Below are 18201 nucleotides of genomic sequence, written 5' to 3' on the forward strand. Positions count from 1 at the left end.
AAGTTTGCCACATTTAGGCAAGTCCTAACAAATAATTAGGAACCGCTATTGTCAGATTTTAACTAGAAACCGCCACGTACTTCATTGACCATGTCGGTAAGTTTGGCCACATCGAGGATATGTAAATCATGTCCTTGCCGCATAATTAATTTATCCTTGACCAGATTATTCAGCTCTCGAGATACCGCTTCCCGGTGTGTGCTCACCAAATTCGCGATTTCGGTTTGCGTTGGTGCCGGAGAAATGATCGCAGTATTTTCGGAAGTGACGTGCTCTCGTGCAAGACGTAATAATTCCACTTGAATGCGGTTCCGTACCGCCAAGGTACTGTAATCGTAAACTCGTTCAGTCAAGCGACGCACTTGTCCTGTCAGGCGTTTAAGGATGGTTTCCGCAATTTGACGGTTGGAATAGATCAGATTTTGGAAATCGGCCGCCGACATTGATGCCAGCAAAACGCTCGTTCGCGCTTTGACGGTGGCTGAGCGAGGGTGACCATCAATTGCTGTTAATTCGCCAAACATTTCACCAGTCAGTAAGTCACACAATATGACTTCTTGTCCCGATAAACCATGATACATCACGCGAATCTCACCTTGCACGATGAAGAAAGCGCTGTTGGTATGATCATGATAACGCACGATTTCACTGCCTGCGTCATATCGGTGCCATTGACATGCATTTGCTATGATTTCAATATCTCCGGGTGAGAGATATTGAAATTCTTTAATCAACGATAGCATCGCGGTAGCACGCTCAGGCGGTATGTTTCGTGTTGTCATTGTTATTACGCACTTTTCAGAAGGGCTATTGTTTATTCATTCTAAACAACTCTGCCAAGCGCTTAAAGAGGTAATGTTATGATATATCTTTAGAAAGAATATTTAATGGAGCGTTGATCAACTGTTTGCGAGAGCGGTTTGCGACGCTGGGTGATGTGTGAATTCGACTGATAGTTTGATATGTCTTGCCGCTTTGAACTGCATAGAGAAAAACAATTTGATCGAACCGGGTCAGGTCATTTCTCGGTCTGGCTGATTTTGTCGCTCAGATGTTCGACTCTCACTTTAGCAACACCATGTAATCCGATTTTTTTCGCTGCGCCATGCGATAAGTCGATAATCCGGCCTTTTTTGAAAGGCCCCCGGTCGTTTACTACAACATCCACATAGCGGCCGTTGTGCAAATTGGTGACCCTGACCCGGGTGGGTAGCGGCAGCGTCTTGTGGGCCGCCGTTAATCCATGCGGCACAAAACGGGTTCCCATGGCGGTGCGATTGCCTGATTCCGAACCATACCAGGAAGCATGACCGATTTCACGATAACCGGCTGCGGTTCGTAATGGATAATAAGTAACCCCTTTTACTTTATAGGGTCTATTATAAGCCGCGTTAAGATTCGGCCGGGAATGGCCGCGTATTTCAGGACCCGGCGATGAGCTGCCGGGAAACAGCGAAGCGCAACCACTCGCGAATCCCGCTATCAGCAACATTGTCCCAATTTGCTTGTGATGGATTGAAAATTGCATAACGTTCAGAAACATCCATTCTTAAACACGAAGATTATAACGTCAAGCCATCGCATTGATCCATCCGGAGATCTCTCATTTTTGAGCGGCAGCACTTGAATCTGCCGCGTGTACAACCATATTATGAGCAAGTTTGAATAAATGCCGGCAAGTAACTATAAACATTAAGTTGCAGTAATCAAAGGAGCTCCTATGGCAAGCGATGACTCAATCAAGATTGATGGCGCAATCGTACGGGATAATCCCCATGGCATGTTGCGTGAGCCGACTTTTTCGGGGGTGCTTTCTTTTATGCGGCGTAATTACAGCAAAGACCTCGGCGGAGCGGAATTAGTGATCAGTGGTATTCCGTTCGATTTGGCCGTGACTTATCGTTCCGGCGCTCGTTTTGGACCGCAGGCAATCCGCTTGGCATCTGCCGAAGTTGCTTCTTTAAAGCCCTATCCTTGGGGATTCGATCCATTTGAAAATTTGGCGGTGATCGATTACGGTGATTGCTATCTCGATGTTCATAATCCGATGACGCTTCACCAAGCGATCGCCGATCACGCCCGTCATATTTTGGGTTCCGGCGCGCGCATGTTGACTTTCGGTGGCGATCATTATGTCACTTACCCTCTGCTCAAAGCACATGCGGAGAAATTCGGAGAGCCGCTGGCGTTGATTCATTTTGATGCGCATAGCGATACCTGGACGGACGCATCCCCTGATTCACTGAATCACGGATCGATGTTTTATAAGGCGATCAAGGATGGTTTGATTGATCCCAAGCGTTCAGTACAAATAGGCATCCGGACATGGAACGATGATTTCATGGGCATGCATATTTTGGATGCAACCTGGGTGCATCGGCATGGTACCGATGCCGTGATTGCGGAGATTGAGCGGGTTGTCGGGAATCACCCGGCGTACTTGACCTTTGATATCGATTGCCTCGACCCGGCTTTTGCGCCCGGCACCGGTACGCCGGTTTGCGGGGGACTCTCAACGGCACAAGCGCTGAGCGTCATTCGCGGCTTAACCGGGATTAACCTCATTGGTGCGGATATCGTTGAAGTTTCGCCACCTTACGATCATAGTCAAATTACCGCGCTGGCTGCTGCGCATATTGCCTGTGATTTTATTTGCTTGCTGGCGAAACGCAAAGCGGACGGTCTTCTGCATCCCTGAACAATTCTGAAGTAAGAGTGAGTGGGCGCGCGGACACTCCGGTATTGTTAAAAAACATAGCGTAGATTGATGCCGCTGCCCCAATCAGGGCTACGTTCCGAGAAACCCCGCAAACCATAAACATTGAGCCTGAAATGATGGGTGATTCGCTGTGAAAGATAGAGTGTTAAATCCCTGCTGTCTTCCAATCCCACAGGTGATTGCGCCATATTGTAGCTTGTGCCGAGCGTGGCGGCAGGAGTCAGCCGGTAACCAATGCCTGCGCCACCATACACTACGTTATGAAAAGTAATCCCGGAAGGATTGCCAAGAATCCGATACCCTAACGTCGCGCTGAGTGTGAATTTGGAGATCATTTTAAATAAATCTCCCTGAATGGCGAAGTCAATCTTACCGGTACCCATATTTTGCCTTTCGCTGGCCGTAGGAATTTTTAAACGTGTAGTAATATCAAAAAAGACGCCGGTCGGTGCGTGATCAATCAGGTTGTAGCTAAATGCCGTGATGATGTCGCCCAAGCCGGAACGTGTTGAACTTGGCAGACGTGGTCCACCCAGAGGGGTGCCGCCGATCAGACCGGCAGCAGCGATTTTTCTTGCTTTTATTCTGGAAAATGATCCGCTCGAGTCTTCATCGTCATCACTGCCGTCATCATCACTGCTGCCATCATCGTTGCCACTGTCATCGTCCTCTCCATCGACAAAATCGGAATCATCGTCGTCGCTACCATCATCCCCACCGGAACCGGAATTATCATCATCCCCCTCCTCCTCATCATTGCCGGAGTCAGGGTTGTCGTTATCGTCACTTCCGTCATCGCTGCCGGGATCAGAGTTGTCGTCGCCATTGCTTCCATCATCAGAGCCGGAATTGCCGCCGCCTTCATCATCATTTCCTCCGCTGGTACCGGAGTTGTCGTTATCATCCCCGTTCCCTACGCCGGAACCGGAGTTGTTGCCATCATCGCTTCCGCCACCACCGGGATCAGAGTTATCTTCACTCCGCCCCGGGTTTTTGCCAGAACAATCTTCATTGTTATCATCACAGACAACGGTACCGCCGCCGCTGCCGGAACTAATGCCGGTAAAACCACCTTCGATAATGGTTTCGCGGCCATCGATGCCGCCGATGCCCGGTCCCAATATGTTTCCCGGTCCTGTGATATTGAGATACGGAATAATCAATCGAAAAGATGCGCGATCCTTATCGTAGCGCGTAGTAAAAGGGACATACCAGATATCCGTCGCGCTGGTTCCACCGTAATGACCCGTGGTGAAATCGGTGGCTGTGCTGAAACTCAAGCCATTTGCGAGCGCTGAGAACGGAACTAACGAGAGAATGGCAAGTGTGCAGGCTGATAAAGAACGGTACATAAAGATTAATGGTATTTGCAGTTGATACAAAGCGAAGCAATACACCGATATATTTCGGGAATGTAATAATGAAATAATTACCTGTGGCGGAAAATAAACTGTCTGCGGAATGATTGCTTTCAGTCCTACGTAAGAAATAATAAGGTCTTGGTATCCTGGTGATCTGGCATCATTGTGCGCTACCGATCGATATCCCTGTCGCGATGACCGACTTCGCGATCGTGAAAGTCGCTACGATCCCGTACGCTCTCGCGAACATCCCCATCGGGTAGATGATCGCGAATATGATCGGTATCGCGATGGCTGAAATCTCGATCCGAGAGTCCGTCATAATGACGATCGTTTCTATCCGATAAGCGATCACTATCGCGTAATAAATCTTTGGAGTCGTGAAATTCGCTGCGATCTTGTCCGCTATCGCGGGTATCCCCCCTATCGGGCAGCTGATCGCGAAGATGATCGGTATCGCGATGACCGGGATCCCGGTCGGAATGCCCGCTGTGATCGCGATCGCTGCCGAGTGGCAAGTCGTTTTGAATATTGATCGGTTCATGCGAATGTGAGTCGCTGGTTTTTTCCGATTTATCAGAGCGATGACTGTCGGGGGATTGTTCGCGTTCCAATGATTCTTTGCGGTCGAATTGTTTCGCATCCCCGGATGGTTTGCCGGAATCGCTGGCGCGGGATTTATCGCCAGGCTCATGATCTTTATTGGAATGCCGATCGGTTTCTTTTTTCAATTCGTCTTTACCGGGATGGTTAAGATCACCGTCTTTACCATTACCGTGCTTTCCATCTTGATCGCCATCGCCGGATCTGGGTTCCGGCTCGTCTTTGGTAGTTCTTTTATGCTCCTGGCGATGACTATCGATCGCATCCTGGTCGATTTTTTGCTGAAGAAGCAGGGGCTGTTCCTGCTTCATTTCAATTTGCTCAGGTATGATGCGTTGATCCGATTCCATCTGGCCGGTTATCTGAATACGTTGGTCAGGCCGCAGTTCGTTTCTCGAAGCACCTGCAATCTGGGTATTGGAATCAAGCGTGATAACCCGGTTACCCAGGTTGATCGCTTTGTCGTCAAGCGCATGGATATATCCTTCGATGACAAGCTGCTGCACGTTTCCGATGTTCTGACGAGTGGGTTCTCTGGCGATACGTTCGGCCTGCAAACTGGCGCCATTCCAATGCCCGGTTACGGATATTTCCATGCCTTGCGAGATATTGGCAATCGGCGCTTGGGCACTGGCATGGATGCGCGTGCCATTGATTTCGAAGCCTTGACTATCGATGTGCGTGACGTAGCCATTGAGTTTGGCTTCCGATCGCGGCGGTATCGTCTCAATGCGCGACGCGACGATTGCGCCGCTGGCTAACCGGTGGCCGCTGACTTGCGTCCAATCTCCGGTTTTCAGGGTTGACAGACTGTGGCGATCTTCCAAGCGAGTAAGTTGCACTGTTTGATTTAACACGCGCATTTCACCTTTTTCATAATCGATCGCGCTAATCGGGCCAACAGCGGCATGAATGATTGCGATGTGGCGTGCAGTAAGCTCTGACCCACTGCCCGATGCGCGGACGGCAATGAGTTGTCCGGCTGCGAGATCGCGGACCGCCGCTGACTGATCGTCCACCTGGATTGTCGTGTTGCTGTCGTAGTGAACCTCAATGCCGTTGACGCAGATACTGGCGAAGCCGGTAATAATGCCGATGATCCCGGTGCCGCCGATGCCACCATCGTTTGCAACATTGCCGGTTCCTCCGATTCCACCCGCGGGATTACCGGTGCCGCCAATGCCGCCTTCGTGCAATCCGGTACCGCCAATTCCCGATTCAGTGGTCGTTATACCGGTACCGCCGATTCCTGAGTCCGCATGTGCGATCATCGCAGGATTGAGGATCGTCGCACGAGTGTCGCAGTTGTTTTTTGCGAATACCCCGCTGGAAAAACACAGAGCGATCGCGGCAACCAGGACAATACGCGCGATAAAACGGCTCCGGGCAGTCAAATTAAGATTTTTCATTCAGGCAGTGAGCGATTGCCGTGCGCGTGAGGGGCATTTTCCGCTTTGTCATCGGCCGGTTCTTCGGGGGTAACCGGTTCGGTGTAGTAATAAATGCCGAATGTCATGCGGTGCTGAGGCTCGTTTTTACCGTTATCGTTTTTTTCAAACTCCATCGCTGCCTTGTTGATAGCGAGGAGTGTTTCCATTCCTTGTTGTCCTGATATTTCAGCAAGATTTTTGACGGAATCGGCGCTGAGTCCATCGTAAGATACGCTTCGTTCAAGAAATGGTTGATTGTTTCCGAGCAAATTGCTGGTTGCAGCCGCTGCATGGTCGTGCAAGTTATGGCTGAAATAATAAACTTTTTCCTCGAATCCATTGGCCGGGATAAATGCTGCGGTATTGAGACATACCTGGTTGCTGTCATTGAAGTGGGCGACACCCAATCTGAGCCATTCATCCAGCACAACCCGTGAACGGATATCGCAGCTTACACTGGCAACCAATCCTTCAAAGGAAATTTCCCCTCCTTCTTTGCAGAAACGGGGCAATGGTTTGGGTTGGTTATTTTCATCGACGAAACGCGGATCGCTGGTCCATAAGTTAACCAGGCGCGTGCCTAACGATACGGCTTGCGGGATTGTTTCGGCATCGGAATGCACGTAAGTTCTTAACCGCTTGATATCCTTACGGTGGATGCCGGTCAGTAAACTCAAATGACTATCAGTCGAAGATTTGCCGCCAATTCTAAATTCGCTGTCGGCAACCTCTACAAAGATACCCTTCAATAATTCGGATAAAAATGGAAAGGTGATGCCATTTGCCAGCATCAGTTTGACAAAGGGCCGCAATATCCGGCGCAAAGCGACGATCAGCGCGGTTGAATACGAATGATTGTTGCGAACTCCATGCATAGATTGGCTGCTGTAAATGGTATTTCAATCGAAAACAGTACGTAATATATCACATCGTGGGAAATAATCACACAATTGTTGACATGGAAATAATTCCCACGTATAGTGCTTGCAAGTGCGGGAAATTTTCACACTAATAAAAATTGATGAGATCGAAGTCAATCGTTGTGCGGTGAAACGTAGATATACAGTTTTATAGCTAAGAGGAGGTTTTATGTTCGAATTACCTGGAATCAAGAAGGCTCATGACATGCTTGCCTGGCTTGTTCTTTGTTTTGCACTGTCACTGTTGTTGGTAAATACCGGTTTTGCCGGTGATAACGAAGTTAATTTTGAGTTAACCGATCACCCGGGCCGTTGGTTCGATACGGGCGTGGCGGTTGCCGGTAATCGCTCCATTGCCATTGCGGCGCCGGGGGTGCGCGTCAATTTTTCCGGTAATTCCAATACCGTGCATACCCGAACCAGTTTGATCTACCCAACCGGAGCGGCCGGCATGCCATTTAATACCAATCCGAAAAAAGGGGGCGACAGTTTGACGCTCACAACGCCGGGATTGTATGTTTTTACTTGCAGTATTCATCCTTATATGTTCGGTGCGGTCATTGTCGACGATCCGGCCACAACCGGTTTGGATCTCGGAGCGAATCTCAGCTTGATCAATGGCATCAATATTCCTAGCAGTAGCGATCTGGCCACGCGGTTACTGCGGACATTTTTTATCGCAACCAATCCGGCGAACTGGCAGAACTACGCAAGTCATGCGCCCTGGCACATTACTTATCCGAATGTCGACGTGCGTGTCGACATTGGTGTTGTGAACTTACCCGCCGTGCTCAATGCCCGTTACGGCAACGATATTGCGCTCAATCCCCTGGTTAAGCCGGCGACACCGGCGGTGGGTGAAATTTGGGTCGCCACGCAATTTGAAGAAACTTCGGGAAAATCCAAGCCGGGGACGGTGACTGCTGTAGATGGCGTATCCTGGCAAATCAAGCGTAAAGTGGCTCTTCCGTCCATCAAAATGAACAATCCGCATAATATGTGGACCGACAAAAATCAAAATGTGATTTATGTCACGCAATGGTTTGATAAAAAATTGGCGGTCTATGATCGTGCAACCGGCAGGCTGGTTCGCAATGTTTCAGTCGGTGAAGCGCCGGCGCATGTGATGACATTGACTGACTCAGACTTGATTCATGTAACCAACAATGGTGATGTGCGAACCGATTCGGTGATGGAGCTATCGCCGCTTGCCACGCAAGTGTTACGCCGGGTCGATATCGGCAGGGGCAATCCGCATGCGCATTGGATGAGCCATGACGGTAAGATCATGGTAACGCCTAATGTATTGGACGGAGATAGCACCCAATACAATTTCCACAGCGATCGTATCGAAGCCATCCTGCCGGTTGGCGGTCCTTTCAGTCATCCGTTGGCGACCGGGATGATGCCCGATGCCAGCAAATACTATGTAGCCAATCTGCTTGATAGCACTATTACGGTCGTGAATATGGATACGCATCGGGTGGTAAAACATATCAATCTGATCGCCAACTACAATCCTATTACCGGAGCCATTTCCGGTCCAGTTGGCGCATTACCGATCCAAACACCGGTATCGCCGGATGGGAAAAGCATGGTAACCGCCAATACATTGACCGGCACAATTACGATTGTAAACACTCTAACCGATGAGGTTGTAGCGATGCTACCTTGCGATCCGGGTTGTCACGGGGCGCAATACGGCGCTAAACAAGGTGGCGGTTATTATGTCTACGTAACCAGCAAATTTTCGAACAGAATGCTGGTTGTCGATATCGATCCGAATAACGATGGAAACCCAGCTGATGCAACCATTGTCGGTGCAGTGGGATTGTTTGCTGCAACTAACACCGCCATTGATGACACCATTTCGGCGTATCCGGGCATGGGTGGACAAGGGGTTCTGCCGATTCCGCTGGTTTATAACGGCTGGGTGCAGAATTTGCCTGCCGAATGGAGCAACCAATTAACACCAGCGCAACGAAATCCGATTCAGTAAGCGCTTGCAAACTGAATCGGATAGTTTCAAATAAAGTGTAATGTAAATACACTGATTGTTTTTACTACCATATTATCAAAGGAGATAACAATGAGCTCAGGAAGTGATGATTTCAATGATGACAGTTCATCCGGAAGCGGCCACAAAACATTTAAATTCGACATCGTGGACGGTAAAGTCACGGCGGTGTACGAACTGAAGGATGGTGTTTTGAAGCCCAAATCGATCGATGACGATGGCACCGAAACGTATGTCGTAGAAGCCAATGGCGATGTCGTTCGGACCGAGGTAAAACCTTTTGGCACCGAGATTACGCGTTATGCGGATGCGGATGGCGATCAGCTATATGTGCGTGTTTCCGAACAGTGGCAGGTATCATCGGATGCCAGCGGCGTCGTACCAAAATTTTCGGGTGAGCTGCGGTATTCGCCCACGGATGGCGATGATTTTATCGCGGTACGCGCGGGCGAGGATTGCTCGGGCGGCAATGGTGCTGACGATTTTGTAATTCGCGAAGCATCGCATTTGCGTATCGATGATTTTAAATCGCTGGATGGCGATGATTTGGTGTTCGATACCGGTCTTGGCTTAACTTCGCGCGAACATTTGGCCAGTTTCGTTACCGACATACACCATGACGGTCAAAACTTCATCGTCGACTTTGGTCCGGATGTTTCAATCACACTCGTCGGCGTCATGCCGGACCAAATCAGTTGGGACGACGTGAGCGTATTGAGCTAACCAATCAGCCAATCGGGAAAGGCACAAGCCTTTCCCAATCAGAAATCGTTTCTAACCGGATAGCAGCAGCGCGGTCATTCATTAAGGAATGCTGCCGCAAGGGGGTTGTTACGTCTTTTTTTGAGTCATTCACGGGAAATGGAAGGTTTCCATATGAGTGTGAATGAATAAAGTGAGCGGACGAGCAAAGCTGTTATGGGAATGCAAAGAATTGATATTTACAGGCAACTCTTCCGGATTGATTCAATGAATTCCAATGAAGTGGGATTCTGTTTATAAAGGAAAACCAAATGAACCTATCATTTATTACCCAAGAGCGCCTATTGAAAGCCAAAATGGCGTACACCCCACGAAATCAAAAATTGGAATCAGTGGTAACACTGATGAACGGAGCGAATGTTGTTCCTCGTGCCGGTGATCTGGTGTTGGCCAGAGTCGCCAGGATCGGTCATCATTCCGGTTTGGAATTGGCACACGGGCGGCGGGCGGCGTTGTTTGTAGGCGATGAGATTATCGTATGCTACGGCAATCGGTACGCTCCGGATCAGTATGAAGCGCATGTGCCGGATGACTTGGGGCCCTGCGATCTGGTGGCTTCCGGAGGCATCGCGGCGCGTATGAATTACCGCCATGCAAGCGTCAAAGCGCCGACGGAAATTGAGCCGATTGGTTTGTTAGCGGATAGCGATCATCGCCGGATCAACATAAAAAATACGGCGCTACCGAAACTCGTCAATTTGTTTCCCCGTCCGTATACCGTCGGGGTTTTTGGCACCTCAATGAACGCCGGTAAAACGACTACGGCCGCATGCATGATCCGCGGCCTGGTGAATGCGGGTTTCCGGGTGGGCGCAGCCAAAATCACGGGTACCGGTTCTGGCCGGGATACGTGGCTCATGACCGACGCCGGTTCGCAGTTAACACTTGATTTCACGCATGCCGGTTATCCATCGACCTACCTGCTATCGGCCGAACAAATCGATCAGATTATTGAGATTCTGATTACGAATTTAAGCGCCGCCAATATTGACGCAATTGTCGTGGAAGTCGCGGATGGTTTGTTGCAACGCGAGACAGCCGCATTGCTGAATTCCAAGGTTTTTGCAAAAAACATTGACAGTCTTATTTTTGCGGCGGGCGATGCCATGGGAGCGGTGGCGGGAGCAGAGCTGTTAGAACAAAAAAAATTACCACTCACAGCGATCAGTGGCCGGCTGACCGCATCGCCATTGGCGATCTTTGAAACAGAAAAGGCGCTTGGATTGCCGGTACTCGATAAGGCAGCGCTCTCAGCGGGCACGATTGCCGATATTTTACAAGTTCAACAGAAGCAGCCGCTCGGTCATAGCGTGCTGGCCGGCTAACGGCGTCCAGAGCCAGCCGCTCAATCCGATTCAGGTTTATTCTTTATGAAAACGATAAAAATTCCTTCGATTCTTCACGGATATCGTCGAAAGTTGTTTATCCGTCTGGTTGCCAATGGTTTGACGCAAGCCGCACTGGCAGTTGTAACTGCCTGGCTGGTCAAAGAATTGTTTGACGGTTTCTTGACTTCCGGGCAACCGGTTTTCAATCTGCACGTGTTATTGCTGGCTACCGGTCTAATCGTCGCAGCAGCCGGCATTAGCTGGTTGCGCATGCTTGAGCGTGTGGATGCGGAATCGATGGGGCAGCATTATGCAGCCGAAGTGCGGGTTTCATTGTACGACTGTCTCAGCGCGTTAACACCGCGAATCTTGCAGAAACGAAGCCGTGGCAGCGTTTCCCTGCGATTCGTCGGCGATATGACTTCGTTGCGGCGCTGGATTAGTTTGGGGCTCGCGCGACTGTCAGTGGCGGGAGTGTCGACAGTATCCGCGTTAATACTGCTCGGAATTATTCACTGGCAATTGGCTTTAACCGTGACCGCGTCGCTGGCGGCCGGTGCCTGGCTCACGTATCTTTTCGGGAAACGGATGCGCGCTGCAGCCATTGAATCGCGTCGGCGGTTATGCAATCTGGCAGCCAATGTCAACGAGAAGGTTGCAAGTATCGCGGTGGTTCAGGTGTTTGGTCAAGTCGACCGAGAACGGCAACGTCTCGTCCGCCAGGGACAATGCTTGCAGGAATCGATGATCGCGCGTGCGCGCGTCGCGGGTCAGATTTTGGGGGTTACCGAATTTTCGGTGGCGATGACATCGGCAATGACGCTATTGGCGGGGATGTTTGCTATCTCTGCCGGTACCGCCAGTGTCGGCGCGGTAATGGCCGCCATCAGCATCGTTGGTATATTGTTGCCGCCATTGCGGGATTTGGGGCGTGTTCAAGAGTATTGGCATAGCGCTTCGATTGCGCGCGAGAGGATTCAGGAATTTTTGAATAGCCCTTCGCTTACTTCGCAGGCGGATAATGCGCCTGATTTGATCAAGGGGTCCGGACGGCTGGAGTTTGATGCGGTTAGCGTGACGGGAGGGGCTAACAAATTTAGCGCGGTGGCCGAGCCCGGCAAGGTCGTTGCGATTGTCGGACCCAATGGCGCGGGTAAATCGACCTTGTTGTCGCTGGCGGCCCGATTGATGGATCCGCAGGAAGGCCGCGTTATGCTTGACGGTCAGAATCTTGCGGAACATAACCTGGATTCGATTCGCCGGGCTATCGCCATGGTCAGTCCTGATTTACCGCTATTACGCGGCACTATCGATCGCAATCTGCGTTACCGCTGGCGCCGGGCGCCGGATAAAGAGGTTGCGCGAGTACGGCGGTTATGCGGTATTGATGAGTTATTGGCGCAGTTACCAAAAGGCGATAAAACCAGGGTTACCGAAGGAGGCTTGAGTTTATCGTTAGGACAGCGGCAGAAAATTGCGTTGGCGCGCGCGCTGTTGGGAACCCCGGCGCTGTTGCTGCTCGATGAAGCCGATGCTAATTTGGATCAACGAGCAAGCAAAGTTCTGGATGAAATTCTTGCGGAATTTCAAGGGACGGTGTTGATGGTCACGCACCAGCCGCGGCATCTCATGGCTGCTGATGTGATTTGGTATGTGGTTGCAGGTCAATTGCTCGAAGCCGGGCCGCCTGCGGAAGTTCTTTCCGGAAATGGTCCAACCGCACGATTTTTCGGCATTCATCACGCGATCGCCGTTTGAAACGAGTTGCCTGGAGGATTACGTTCATGTTTTTATTCATGTCTTCCGTGAATGCGATGGCTACGGAGCGTGCGCGAAGTGAAACTTTTTCACAAACCGCATGGGAGCGCGGAATTGTAAAGAAATGCCGCTTGCAAAGCGATTGGAAACAAAGCTATTTTCTTTACATCCCAAAACAAGGCGCGAGCAATGCCAAAATTTTTGTCACCGTGCACGGGATTTCACGGAATGCTAAGCAACATGCCCGGGAGTTTTCCGTCTTCGCTGAAAAATATGGCGTGGTTTTGATTGCACCGTTTTTTCCCGAAGATGAATTTCCCGATTATCAACGCCTGGGCCGCAAAGGGAAGCGTGCGGATATTGCGTTAAACGCCATTGTGGCGGAAGTTGCTCAGCTTACTGGCGCAGATGCAAGCAAGTTCTATTTGTTCGGTTATTCCGGCGGCGCCCAGTTTGCGCATCGTTATATGATGGCTTACCCGCATCGTATCGCCAAAGTTGTTCTCGGAGCCGCGGGCTGGTATACCTTCCCCGATCGGCTGCTGAAGTTTCCGCAAGGAACCATGGCGTCTCATAACCTACCGCTGATACGCTTCAATCCCGAGCAATTTTTACAGATTCCCGTTTGTGTTTTAATCGGAGAGCGGGACAATCATCGTGATCGTGAGCTTAATCAATCATCTCGAATCGATCGTTTGCAAGGCAGTACCCGCATTGAACGGGGAAAGCGATGGATTGAAGCAATGTCGGCACAAGCGCACGCTTTCGGATTGCCGGCAAACTATTCATTACAACTGCTTCCCGATTCGCCGCATTCGTTTTCCATCAGCATGCGGCGCGGTGAAATGGGTGAAAGAACCTTTGACTTTTTGTTTGCTGACGATGTGGCTATTCCCTCCGGCATGCTTCGTCAGCTTACTTTTTCAAGCGCATTGACGATTAATCGCGCCTAAGCATGCGCCCGGAAGTCAGAGCTCATGATGAAAGTTTTTTTGTTAAGCATGCTGATGGTCACTCTGTATTGTTTGTTCGTGCCAACGGATGGGTATGCTCAAGAAGATACATTCGATACTTTCCAAGAGCCGGCAGTCAAGAACAACACGGATAAGAAGAAAAAGAGCAAGAGAAGAAAGTCCGGGTTTTTCTTTAAAGATTCCGGCACCGGTTATCGCTGGAGCAATGGCCGCAATGAAATCCGGCTAGGTGGTTTTCTGCAATTGGATTCACGCACTTATTTTGAAGACGGTATCGATTTAGGAAAAGATAATTTTCTGTTGCGGCGTATCCAGCCATTGCTCGAAGTCAGGCTCGGCAAGACCTATCGTTTTTATATCTTGCCAAGTTTTTCAGCGGCGCCCGGTATTCTCGATGTTTATGCCGAACGCCGTTTCCACAGATCATTTAATCTGCGTGCCGGTAAATTCAAGGCGCCGTTTGGCTTGGAGCGATTGCAATCGGCTACGGCGCTGGCGTTTAACGAACGCGCCTTTCCGACTAATTTGGCTCCCAATCGTGAAATCGGCGCGCAAATCTTTGGTGAAATCCTTGGGGGCACGACCGAGTATCAGCTTGGTATTTTTAGCGGAAATATCGATAACAGTGCCGGTTTGCGTGACAGTGTCATTAATTCGAATAACAGCGGTTTTGATTTTGTCGCGCGTGTATTTGCGCACCCGTTAAAACATACCGGACCGGAATTCCTGGAAGGATTGGGATTGGGCATCGCCTATAGTTATGGAACGCAGCGCGGCAGCAGCCAAGCGGGCGATGCAAATTTACCCGCCTTTATTTCACCGGGACAGCAATCGATTGCTAGGTACGCGAGAGGGGCTCACGCGGATGGCAGCCGGGAACGGATCGGTCCGCAACTTTATTATCATTGGGGGCCGTTTGGAATTATGAGTGAGTACACGATCTCTCAGCAGAATATCAGGTTCGGCACGGTTAGCGACAAAGTTACAAACGATGCTTTCCAAGTTCAATTATCGTGGGTACTGTTGAATGGTGATGCTTCTTTTCGAAGAATGCGCCCTAGCAAACCTTTCGCCCTGGAAAGCATCGGCTCGTTAGGCGCGGTGCAATTGGTGGCGCGATACTCGGCACTGAACCTTGATACCAAAGCATTCGCGCACGGCTTGTTCGATCGGGATCGCTCGGTAAGCAAAGCGCAGGACTTCGGCATCGGCATCAATTGGTATCTCAACCGGAACGTGAAATTCCAAATAGACTACGATCAAACGCATTTTAGCCATGGCGCAGCCGATCATCATCGGCCTACCGAGAAAATCTTGTTTTCGCGCATGCAGATTGCGTTTTGACCCTCAATGACGCTACCTGGCGCGGATTGAACGCTTACCTTGTCATTCTGAGTTATCCGCCGGCTTATCAACTGCAATATGCCGAATCAATCCTTCGATCGTGAAGAATATCCGTTCCAGACCGTGCCGTTCGACTTTCTTGCCGGATTCAGTATCGCTGCCGGTCATGGTGAAGGCGAATTCCACACCGTTGTTTTCAATTTCCCGATAACCGGAAACCTCCCAATGCGCATCCGGAAAACGGGTAAAAAAACCGGCCATCATCGAATAAATGATATCGCGGCCCTGGAACTCGCCGAAGAATGCGGAGTGATAGGTGGCGTCGGCAGCGAACAGAGGTTGAATGCGTGCGAGATCGTGCAGATTGGATAAAGTCACGTAGTTTTTTGCCAATTCGATGTGTGAAAAATTATTCATGGTGTATTCGATAAAAATCCGGATTATGGTTACAGGCTATCAGGCTGCTTTGGTTTCGGCGCGGGTAAACACCCAGTCATCCTTGCCGCTGTCGCCCGCGCTAAAGCGATAACCCGCTACGGTAAAGTTTTTGATGCCTTCGGGATCGGTCAATCGGTTTTGGATAATATAGCGGCTCATCATGCCGCGGGCCTTTTTGGCGAAGAAACTGATGATTTTGTATACGCCGTTTTTCTCGTCTTTGAAGATTGGCGTAATGATGCGGGCATTGAGGGAATCCGGCTTGACCGATTGAAAATACTCGTTCGATGCCAGGTTGATCAAGACGGCATCTTGCTGTTTTTGCAATTCCCGGTTCAATGACTGGGTGATGGTGTCGCCCCAGAATTCGTAGAGATTGTTACCGCGCGAATTTTTAAGCGCGGTGCCCATTTCCAGCCGGTATGGCTGCATCAAATCGAGCGGCCGCAATACACCGTACAATCCCGACAAAATGCGCAAATGATCTTGCGCGAACGCCCATTCATCGGTTGTCAGGGTGTCGGCATCCAGGCCGGTATACACATCGCCTTTAAACGCAAAGATTGCTTGCTTGGCGTTACGCAGCGTAAACGGCCGTTTCCAAGCGAAATAGCGATTGGAGTTGAGCGTCGCCAGCTTCGGGCTGATCGACATCATCGCGCCGATTTGGCCGGGTTCCAGTTTTCGCAATGTTTCGATCAGCAGCGCCGAATCGTCCAGAAAATCCGGCTGCGTATGTGTTTGCGTCAACGGCGGTGTTTCAAAGTCCAGCGTTTTTGCCGGTGAAATAACAATGATCATGTGTTTTGCCCTAAAATAAAAAATACTACCAGATTTGATGATTTCACATTGCTTGCTTGTAATTTGCAACCCAAATCCCCAATTACGGTAAGCTGGAAACATAAAAATTTAAACAGAGGAGCGAAATGATGATTCGGTATCGTAATTTTTTTATCATAGCAATCGCCGCATTGCTGATGCCGCTCGAATTGCAGGCGCAGGATAATGGTGTTGAGAGTTTGCGGCAAACCGGTAAAGCGTTTGCCGCGGTCGCACGCAAGGTATCGCCTTCAGTGGTGCTGATTCAGGTCGAACGGGAAGCCGAAGCCGCGCAGGTGTCGCCGTTTGGTATTCCATTTGGTGATGGCCAGCAATTGCCGTTCGGCGATGATTTTTTTAAACGGTTTTTTGGCGACCGTTTTCCGGACATGCCCCGCTTTAATGAGCCGGGCAAGAAACAACCCGGGCGGCAGCGTTCCGTGGTCGGGCAAGGTTCGGGATTTGTGTTTGCCGCCGCCAAGCCCGGTAAAAAGACCTATATTCTGACCAATAACCACGTGGTCGAGGGCAACGACAAAATCAGCGTCAAATTTCTCGATGGCCGGGAGTTCGATGCAACCATCAAGGGTACCGATCCGAAATCGGATATCGCGGTGATCGAAATCGACGCAAGTGGTCTGCCGGCGATTCCGATTGGCGATTATTCACAGTTGGAAGTGGGTGAATGGGTGGTGGCGATCGGCAATCCGTTCGGCCTGAGCCATACGTTGACAGTCGGAGTGGTCAGTGCCAAAGGCCGCACTTCGCTCGGCATCAACGACTATGAAGATTTTATCCAGACTGACGCGGCGATCAATCCTGGCAATTCCGGCGGGCCGTTGGTCAATCTGGATGGTGAAGTGGTCGGCATGAATACCGCCATTTTCAGCCGCAGCGGTGGTTATATGGGGATCGGTTTTGCCATTCCGATCAATCTCGTGGAACGCATTGCCAACCAATTGATCGAGAAAGGTGAAGTGGTGCGCGGTTATCTCGGCATCATGATCCAGCCGCTGACGCCCGATCTGGCGAAATCATTCGATTTGAGTACCGACAAAGGTATTCTCGTCGCGCAAGTGACCAAGAATTCACCGGCTGAAAAAGCAGGGCTCAAGCCGGGTGATGTCATTCTAAATTTCCAAGGCCAGCCGGTCAGCGATACCGGCGAATTCCGCAATCGCGTCGCCGCGGAACAGCCGGGCAGCAAAGTAACGTTCGATATCATCCGCGATGGCAAGCAACGCACGGTATCGGTGAGTATCGACAAGCTTCCTGACAATAAGCAAGCCGCGCAAGAAGAATCGCAAGCCAGTGATAAACTGGGTATCACGGTGCAATCGATTACCGCCGAAGTGGCGCGGCAATTTGACATCAAACCCGGAAAAGGCGTCATCGTCACCGAGGTAGCGTCCGGATCGGTCGCAATGATGGCCGGTATCAGCCGCGGCAGCGTGATTCTCGAGGTCAATCGCAAAGCCGTTAACAGCGCCGCCGAGTTTGATCAGGCGGTGAAAAGCAGCGCCAATAGCAAAGTATTGCTATTAGTGCGGGACGACGACGTGTCGCGTTATGTGGTGCTGAGCTGGCGCTAGTCTGAGCAATTTCCCGAGACTTCCCGGAGGATTCATTTCCTCCGGGCGTCAGGGCCGATGATGGGCACAGTAAATATCGGCTACAATGCTTGGCTTTTCTTGAATGTAAACATCGCTATTGTCTCCAACTACCGAA

General features: G+C 50.4%; 15 protein-coding genes. 8 read left to right on the top strand and 7 right to left on the bottom strand.

The window, feature by feature from the left end:
- Positions 1-62: 62 nt before the first annotated feature.
- Both KF839_RS00765 and KF839_RS00770 read right to left on the bottom strand, forming a co-directional pair.
- A complete protein-coding gene (locus KF839_RS00765; RefSeq protein WP_292915900.1) occupies positions 63-782 on the bottom strand; it encodes a Crp/Fnr family transcriptional regulator in 720 nt (239 codons plus the stop codon).
- 236 nt (positions 783-1018) lie between these two features.
- Positions 1019-1528, bottom strand: coding sequence for a septal ring lytic transglycosylase RlpA family protein (locus KF839_RS00770; RefSeq protein WP_292915901.1), 510 nt, complete (start codon positions 1526-1528; stop codon positions 1019-1021).
- 192 nt (positions 1529-1720) lie between these two features.
- On the opposite strand from KF839_RS00770, the gene speB reads away from it, so the two are divergent.
- Positions 1721-2698, top strand: a complete 978-nt coding sequence (gene speB, locus KF839_RS00775; protein WP_292915902.1) for an agmatinase — start codon at positions 1721-1723, stop codon at positions 2696-2698.
- Positions 2699-2745: 47 nt separating this feature from the next.
- Here speB and KF839_RS00780 read toward each other — a convergent pair whose 3' ends face one another.
- The 3 genes from KF839_RS00780 to KF839_RS00790 form a co-directional block, all read right to left on the bottom strand.
- Positions 2746-4071, bottom strand: a complete 1326-nt coding sequence (locus KF839_RS00780; RefSeq protein WP_292915903.1) for a hypothetical protein — start codon at positions 4069-4071, stop codon at positions 2746-2748.
- A gap of 179 nt (positions 4072-4250) precedes the next feature.
- Positions 4251-6092: a DUF5666 domain-containing protein gene (locus tag KF839_RS00785; protein WP_292915904.1), complete on the bottom strand. Its 1842-nt coding sequence runs from the start codon at positions 6090-6092 to the stop codon at positions 4251-4253.
- The gene (locus tag KF839_RS00790) at positions 6089-6988 is read right to left on the bottom strand and encodes a DUF6502 family protein (RefSeq protein WP_292915905.1); all 900 of its coding nucleotides are present in this window, start codon (positions 6986-6988) and stop codon (positions 6089-6091) included. The genes KF839_RS00785 and KF839_RS00790 overlap by 4 nt, the downstream gene beginning before the upstream one ends.
- Positions 6989-7202: 214 nt before the next feature.
- On the opposite strand from KF839_RS00790, the gene KF839_RS00795 reads away from it, so the two are divergent.
- From KF839_RS00795 to KF839_RS00820, 6 genes are all read left to right on the top strand, one after another.
- Positions 7203-9032 (top strand): copper oxidase, encoded by a 1830-nt coding sequence (locus tag KF839_RS00795; RefSeq protein WP_292915906.1) that lies wholly within the window; start codon positions 7203-7205, stop codon positions 9030-9032.
- 90 nt (positions 9033-9122) lie between these two features.
- On the top strand, positions 9123-9773 hold the full coding sequence (locus KF839_RS00800; protein ID WP_292915907.1) for a hypothetical protein: 651 nt from the start codon (positions 9123-9125) through the stop codon (positions 9771-9773).
- Between the two features lie 290 nt (positions 9774-10063).
- Positions 10064-11137 carry a P-loop NTPase family protein gene (locus KF839_RS00805; RefSeq protein WP_292915908.1) on the top strand — a complete coding sequence of 358 codons (1074 nt, stop codon included), beginning with the start codon at positions 10064-10066 and terminating at the stop codon, positions 11135-11137.
- A 45-nt stretch (positions 11138-11182) separates the two neighbouring features.
- Positions 11183-12898 (top strand): ABC transporter ATP-binding protein, encoded by a 1716-nt coding sequence (locus KF839_RS00810; protein ID WP_292915909.1) that lies wholly within the window; start codon positions 11183-11185, stop codon positions 12896-12898.
- A gap of 26 nt (positions 12899-12924) precedes the next feature.
- Positions 12925-13851 carry a PHB depolymerase family esterase gene (locus KF839_RS00815; protein WP_292915910.1) on the top strand — a complete coding sequence of 309 codons (927 nt, stop codon included), beginning with the start codon at positions 12925-12927 and terminating at the stop codon, positions 13849-13851.
- Between the two features lie 24 nt (positions 13852-13875).
- Positions 13876-15216, top strand: coding sequence for an OprO/OprP family phosphate-selective porin (locus KF839_RS00820; RefSeq protein ID WP_292915911.1), 1341 nt, complete (start codon positions 13876-13878; stop codon positions 15214-15216).
- Between the two features lie 42 nt (positions 15217-15258).
- Here KF839_RS00820 and KF839_RS00825 read toward each other — a convergent pair whose 3' ends face one another.
- On the bottom strand, positions 15259-15633 hold the full coding sequence (locus KF839_RS00825; RefSeq protein ID WP_292915912.1) for a nuclear transport factor 2 family protein: 375 nt from the start codon (positions 15631-15633) through the stop codon (positions 15259-15261).
- A gap of 39 nt (positions 15634-15672) precedes the next feature.
- Positions 15673-16455, bottom strand: coding sequence for a peroxide stress protein YaaA (gene yaaA / locus KF839_RS00830; RefSeq protein ID WP_292915913.1), 783 nt, complete (start codon positions 16453-16455; stop codon positions 15673-15675).
- Between the two features lie 125 nt (positions 16456-16580).
- Here yaaA and KF839_RS00835 point away from each other — a divergent pair, with 125 nt between their 5' ends.
- Positions 16581-18065, top strand: coding sequence for a DegQ family serine endoprotease (locus KF839_RS00835; RefSeq protein WP_292915914.1), 1485 nt, complete (start codon positions 16581-16583; stop codon positions 18063-18065).
- Positions 18066-18201: the final 136 nt, after the last annotated feature.

Origin of the sequence: Nitrosomonas sp. (assembly GCF_019635155.1) — a bacterium.
GTDB lineage: Bacteria > Pseudomonadota > Gammaproteobacteria > Burkholderiales > Nitrosomonadaceae > Nitrosomonas.

Coding starts and splice junctions, on each gene's coding strand:
- KF839_RS00765 (WP_292915900.1), bottom strand. CDS start 782: ATGACAACACGAAACATACCGCCTGAGCGTGCTACCGCGATGCTATCG.
- KF839_RS00770 (WP_292915901.1), bottom strand. CDS start 1,528: ATGCAATTTTCAATCCATCACAAGCAAATTGGGACAATGTTGCTGATA.
- speB (WP_292915902.1), top strand. CDS start 1,721: ATGGCAAGCGATGACTCAATCAAGATTGATGGCGCAATCGTACGGGAT.
- KF839_RS00780 (WP_292915903.1), bottom strand. CDS start 4,071: ATGTACCGTTCTTTATCAGCCTGCACACTTGCCATTCTCTCGTTAGTT.
- KF839_RS00785 (WP_292915904.1), bottom strand. CDS start 6,092: ATGAAAAATCTTAATTTGACTGCCCGGAGCCGTTTTATCGCGCGTATT.
- KF839_RS00790 (WP_292915905.1), bottom strand. CDS start 6,988: ATGCATGGAGTTCGCAACAATCATTCGTATTCAACCGCGCTGATCGTC.
- KF839_RS00795 (WP_292915906.1), top strand. CDS start 7,203: ATGTTCGAATTACCTGGAATCAAGAAGGCTCATGACATGCTTGCCTGG.
- KF839_RS00800 (WP_292915907.1), top strand. CDS start 9,123: ATGAGCTCAGGAAGTGATGATTTCAATGATGACAGTTCATCCGGAAGC.
- KF839_RS00805 (WP_292915908.1), top strand. CDS start 10,064: ATGAACCTATCATTTATTACCCAAGAGCGCCTATTGAAAGCCAAAATG.
- KF839_RS00810 (WP_292915909.1), top strand. CDS start 11,183: ATGAAAACGATAAAAATTCCTTCGATTCTTCACGGATATCGTCGAAAG.
- KF839_RS00815 (WP_292915910.1), top strand. CDS start 12,925: ATGTTTTTATTCATGTCTTCCGTGAATGCGATGGCTACGGAGCGTGCG.
- KF839_RS00820 (WP_292915911.1), top strand. CDS start 13,876: ATGATGAAAGTTTTTTTGTTAAGCATGCTGATGGTCACTCTGTATTGT.
- KF839_RS00825 (WP_292915912.1), bottom strand. CDS start 15,633: ATGAATAATTTTTCACACATCGAATTGGCAAAAAACTACGTGACTTTA.
- yaaA (WP_292915913.1), bottom strand. CDS start 16,455: ATGATCATTGTTATTTCACCGGCAAAAACGCTGGACTTTGAAACACCG.
- KF839_RS00835 (WP_292915914.1), top strand. CDS start 16,581: ATGATGATTCGGTATCGTAATTTTTTTATCATAGCAATCGCCGCATTG.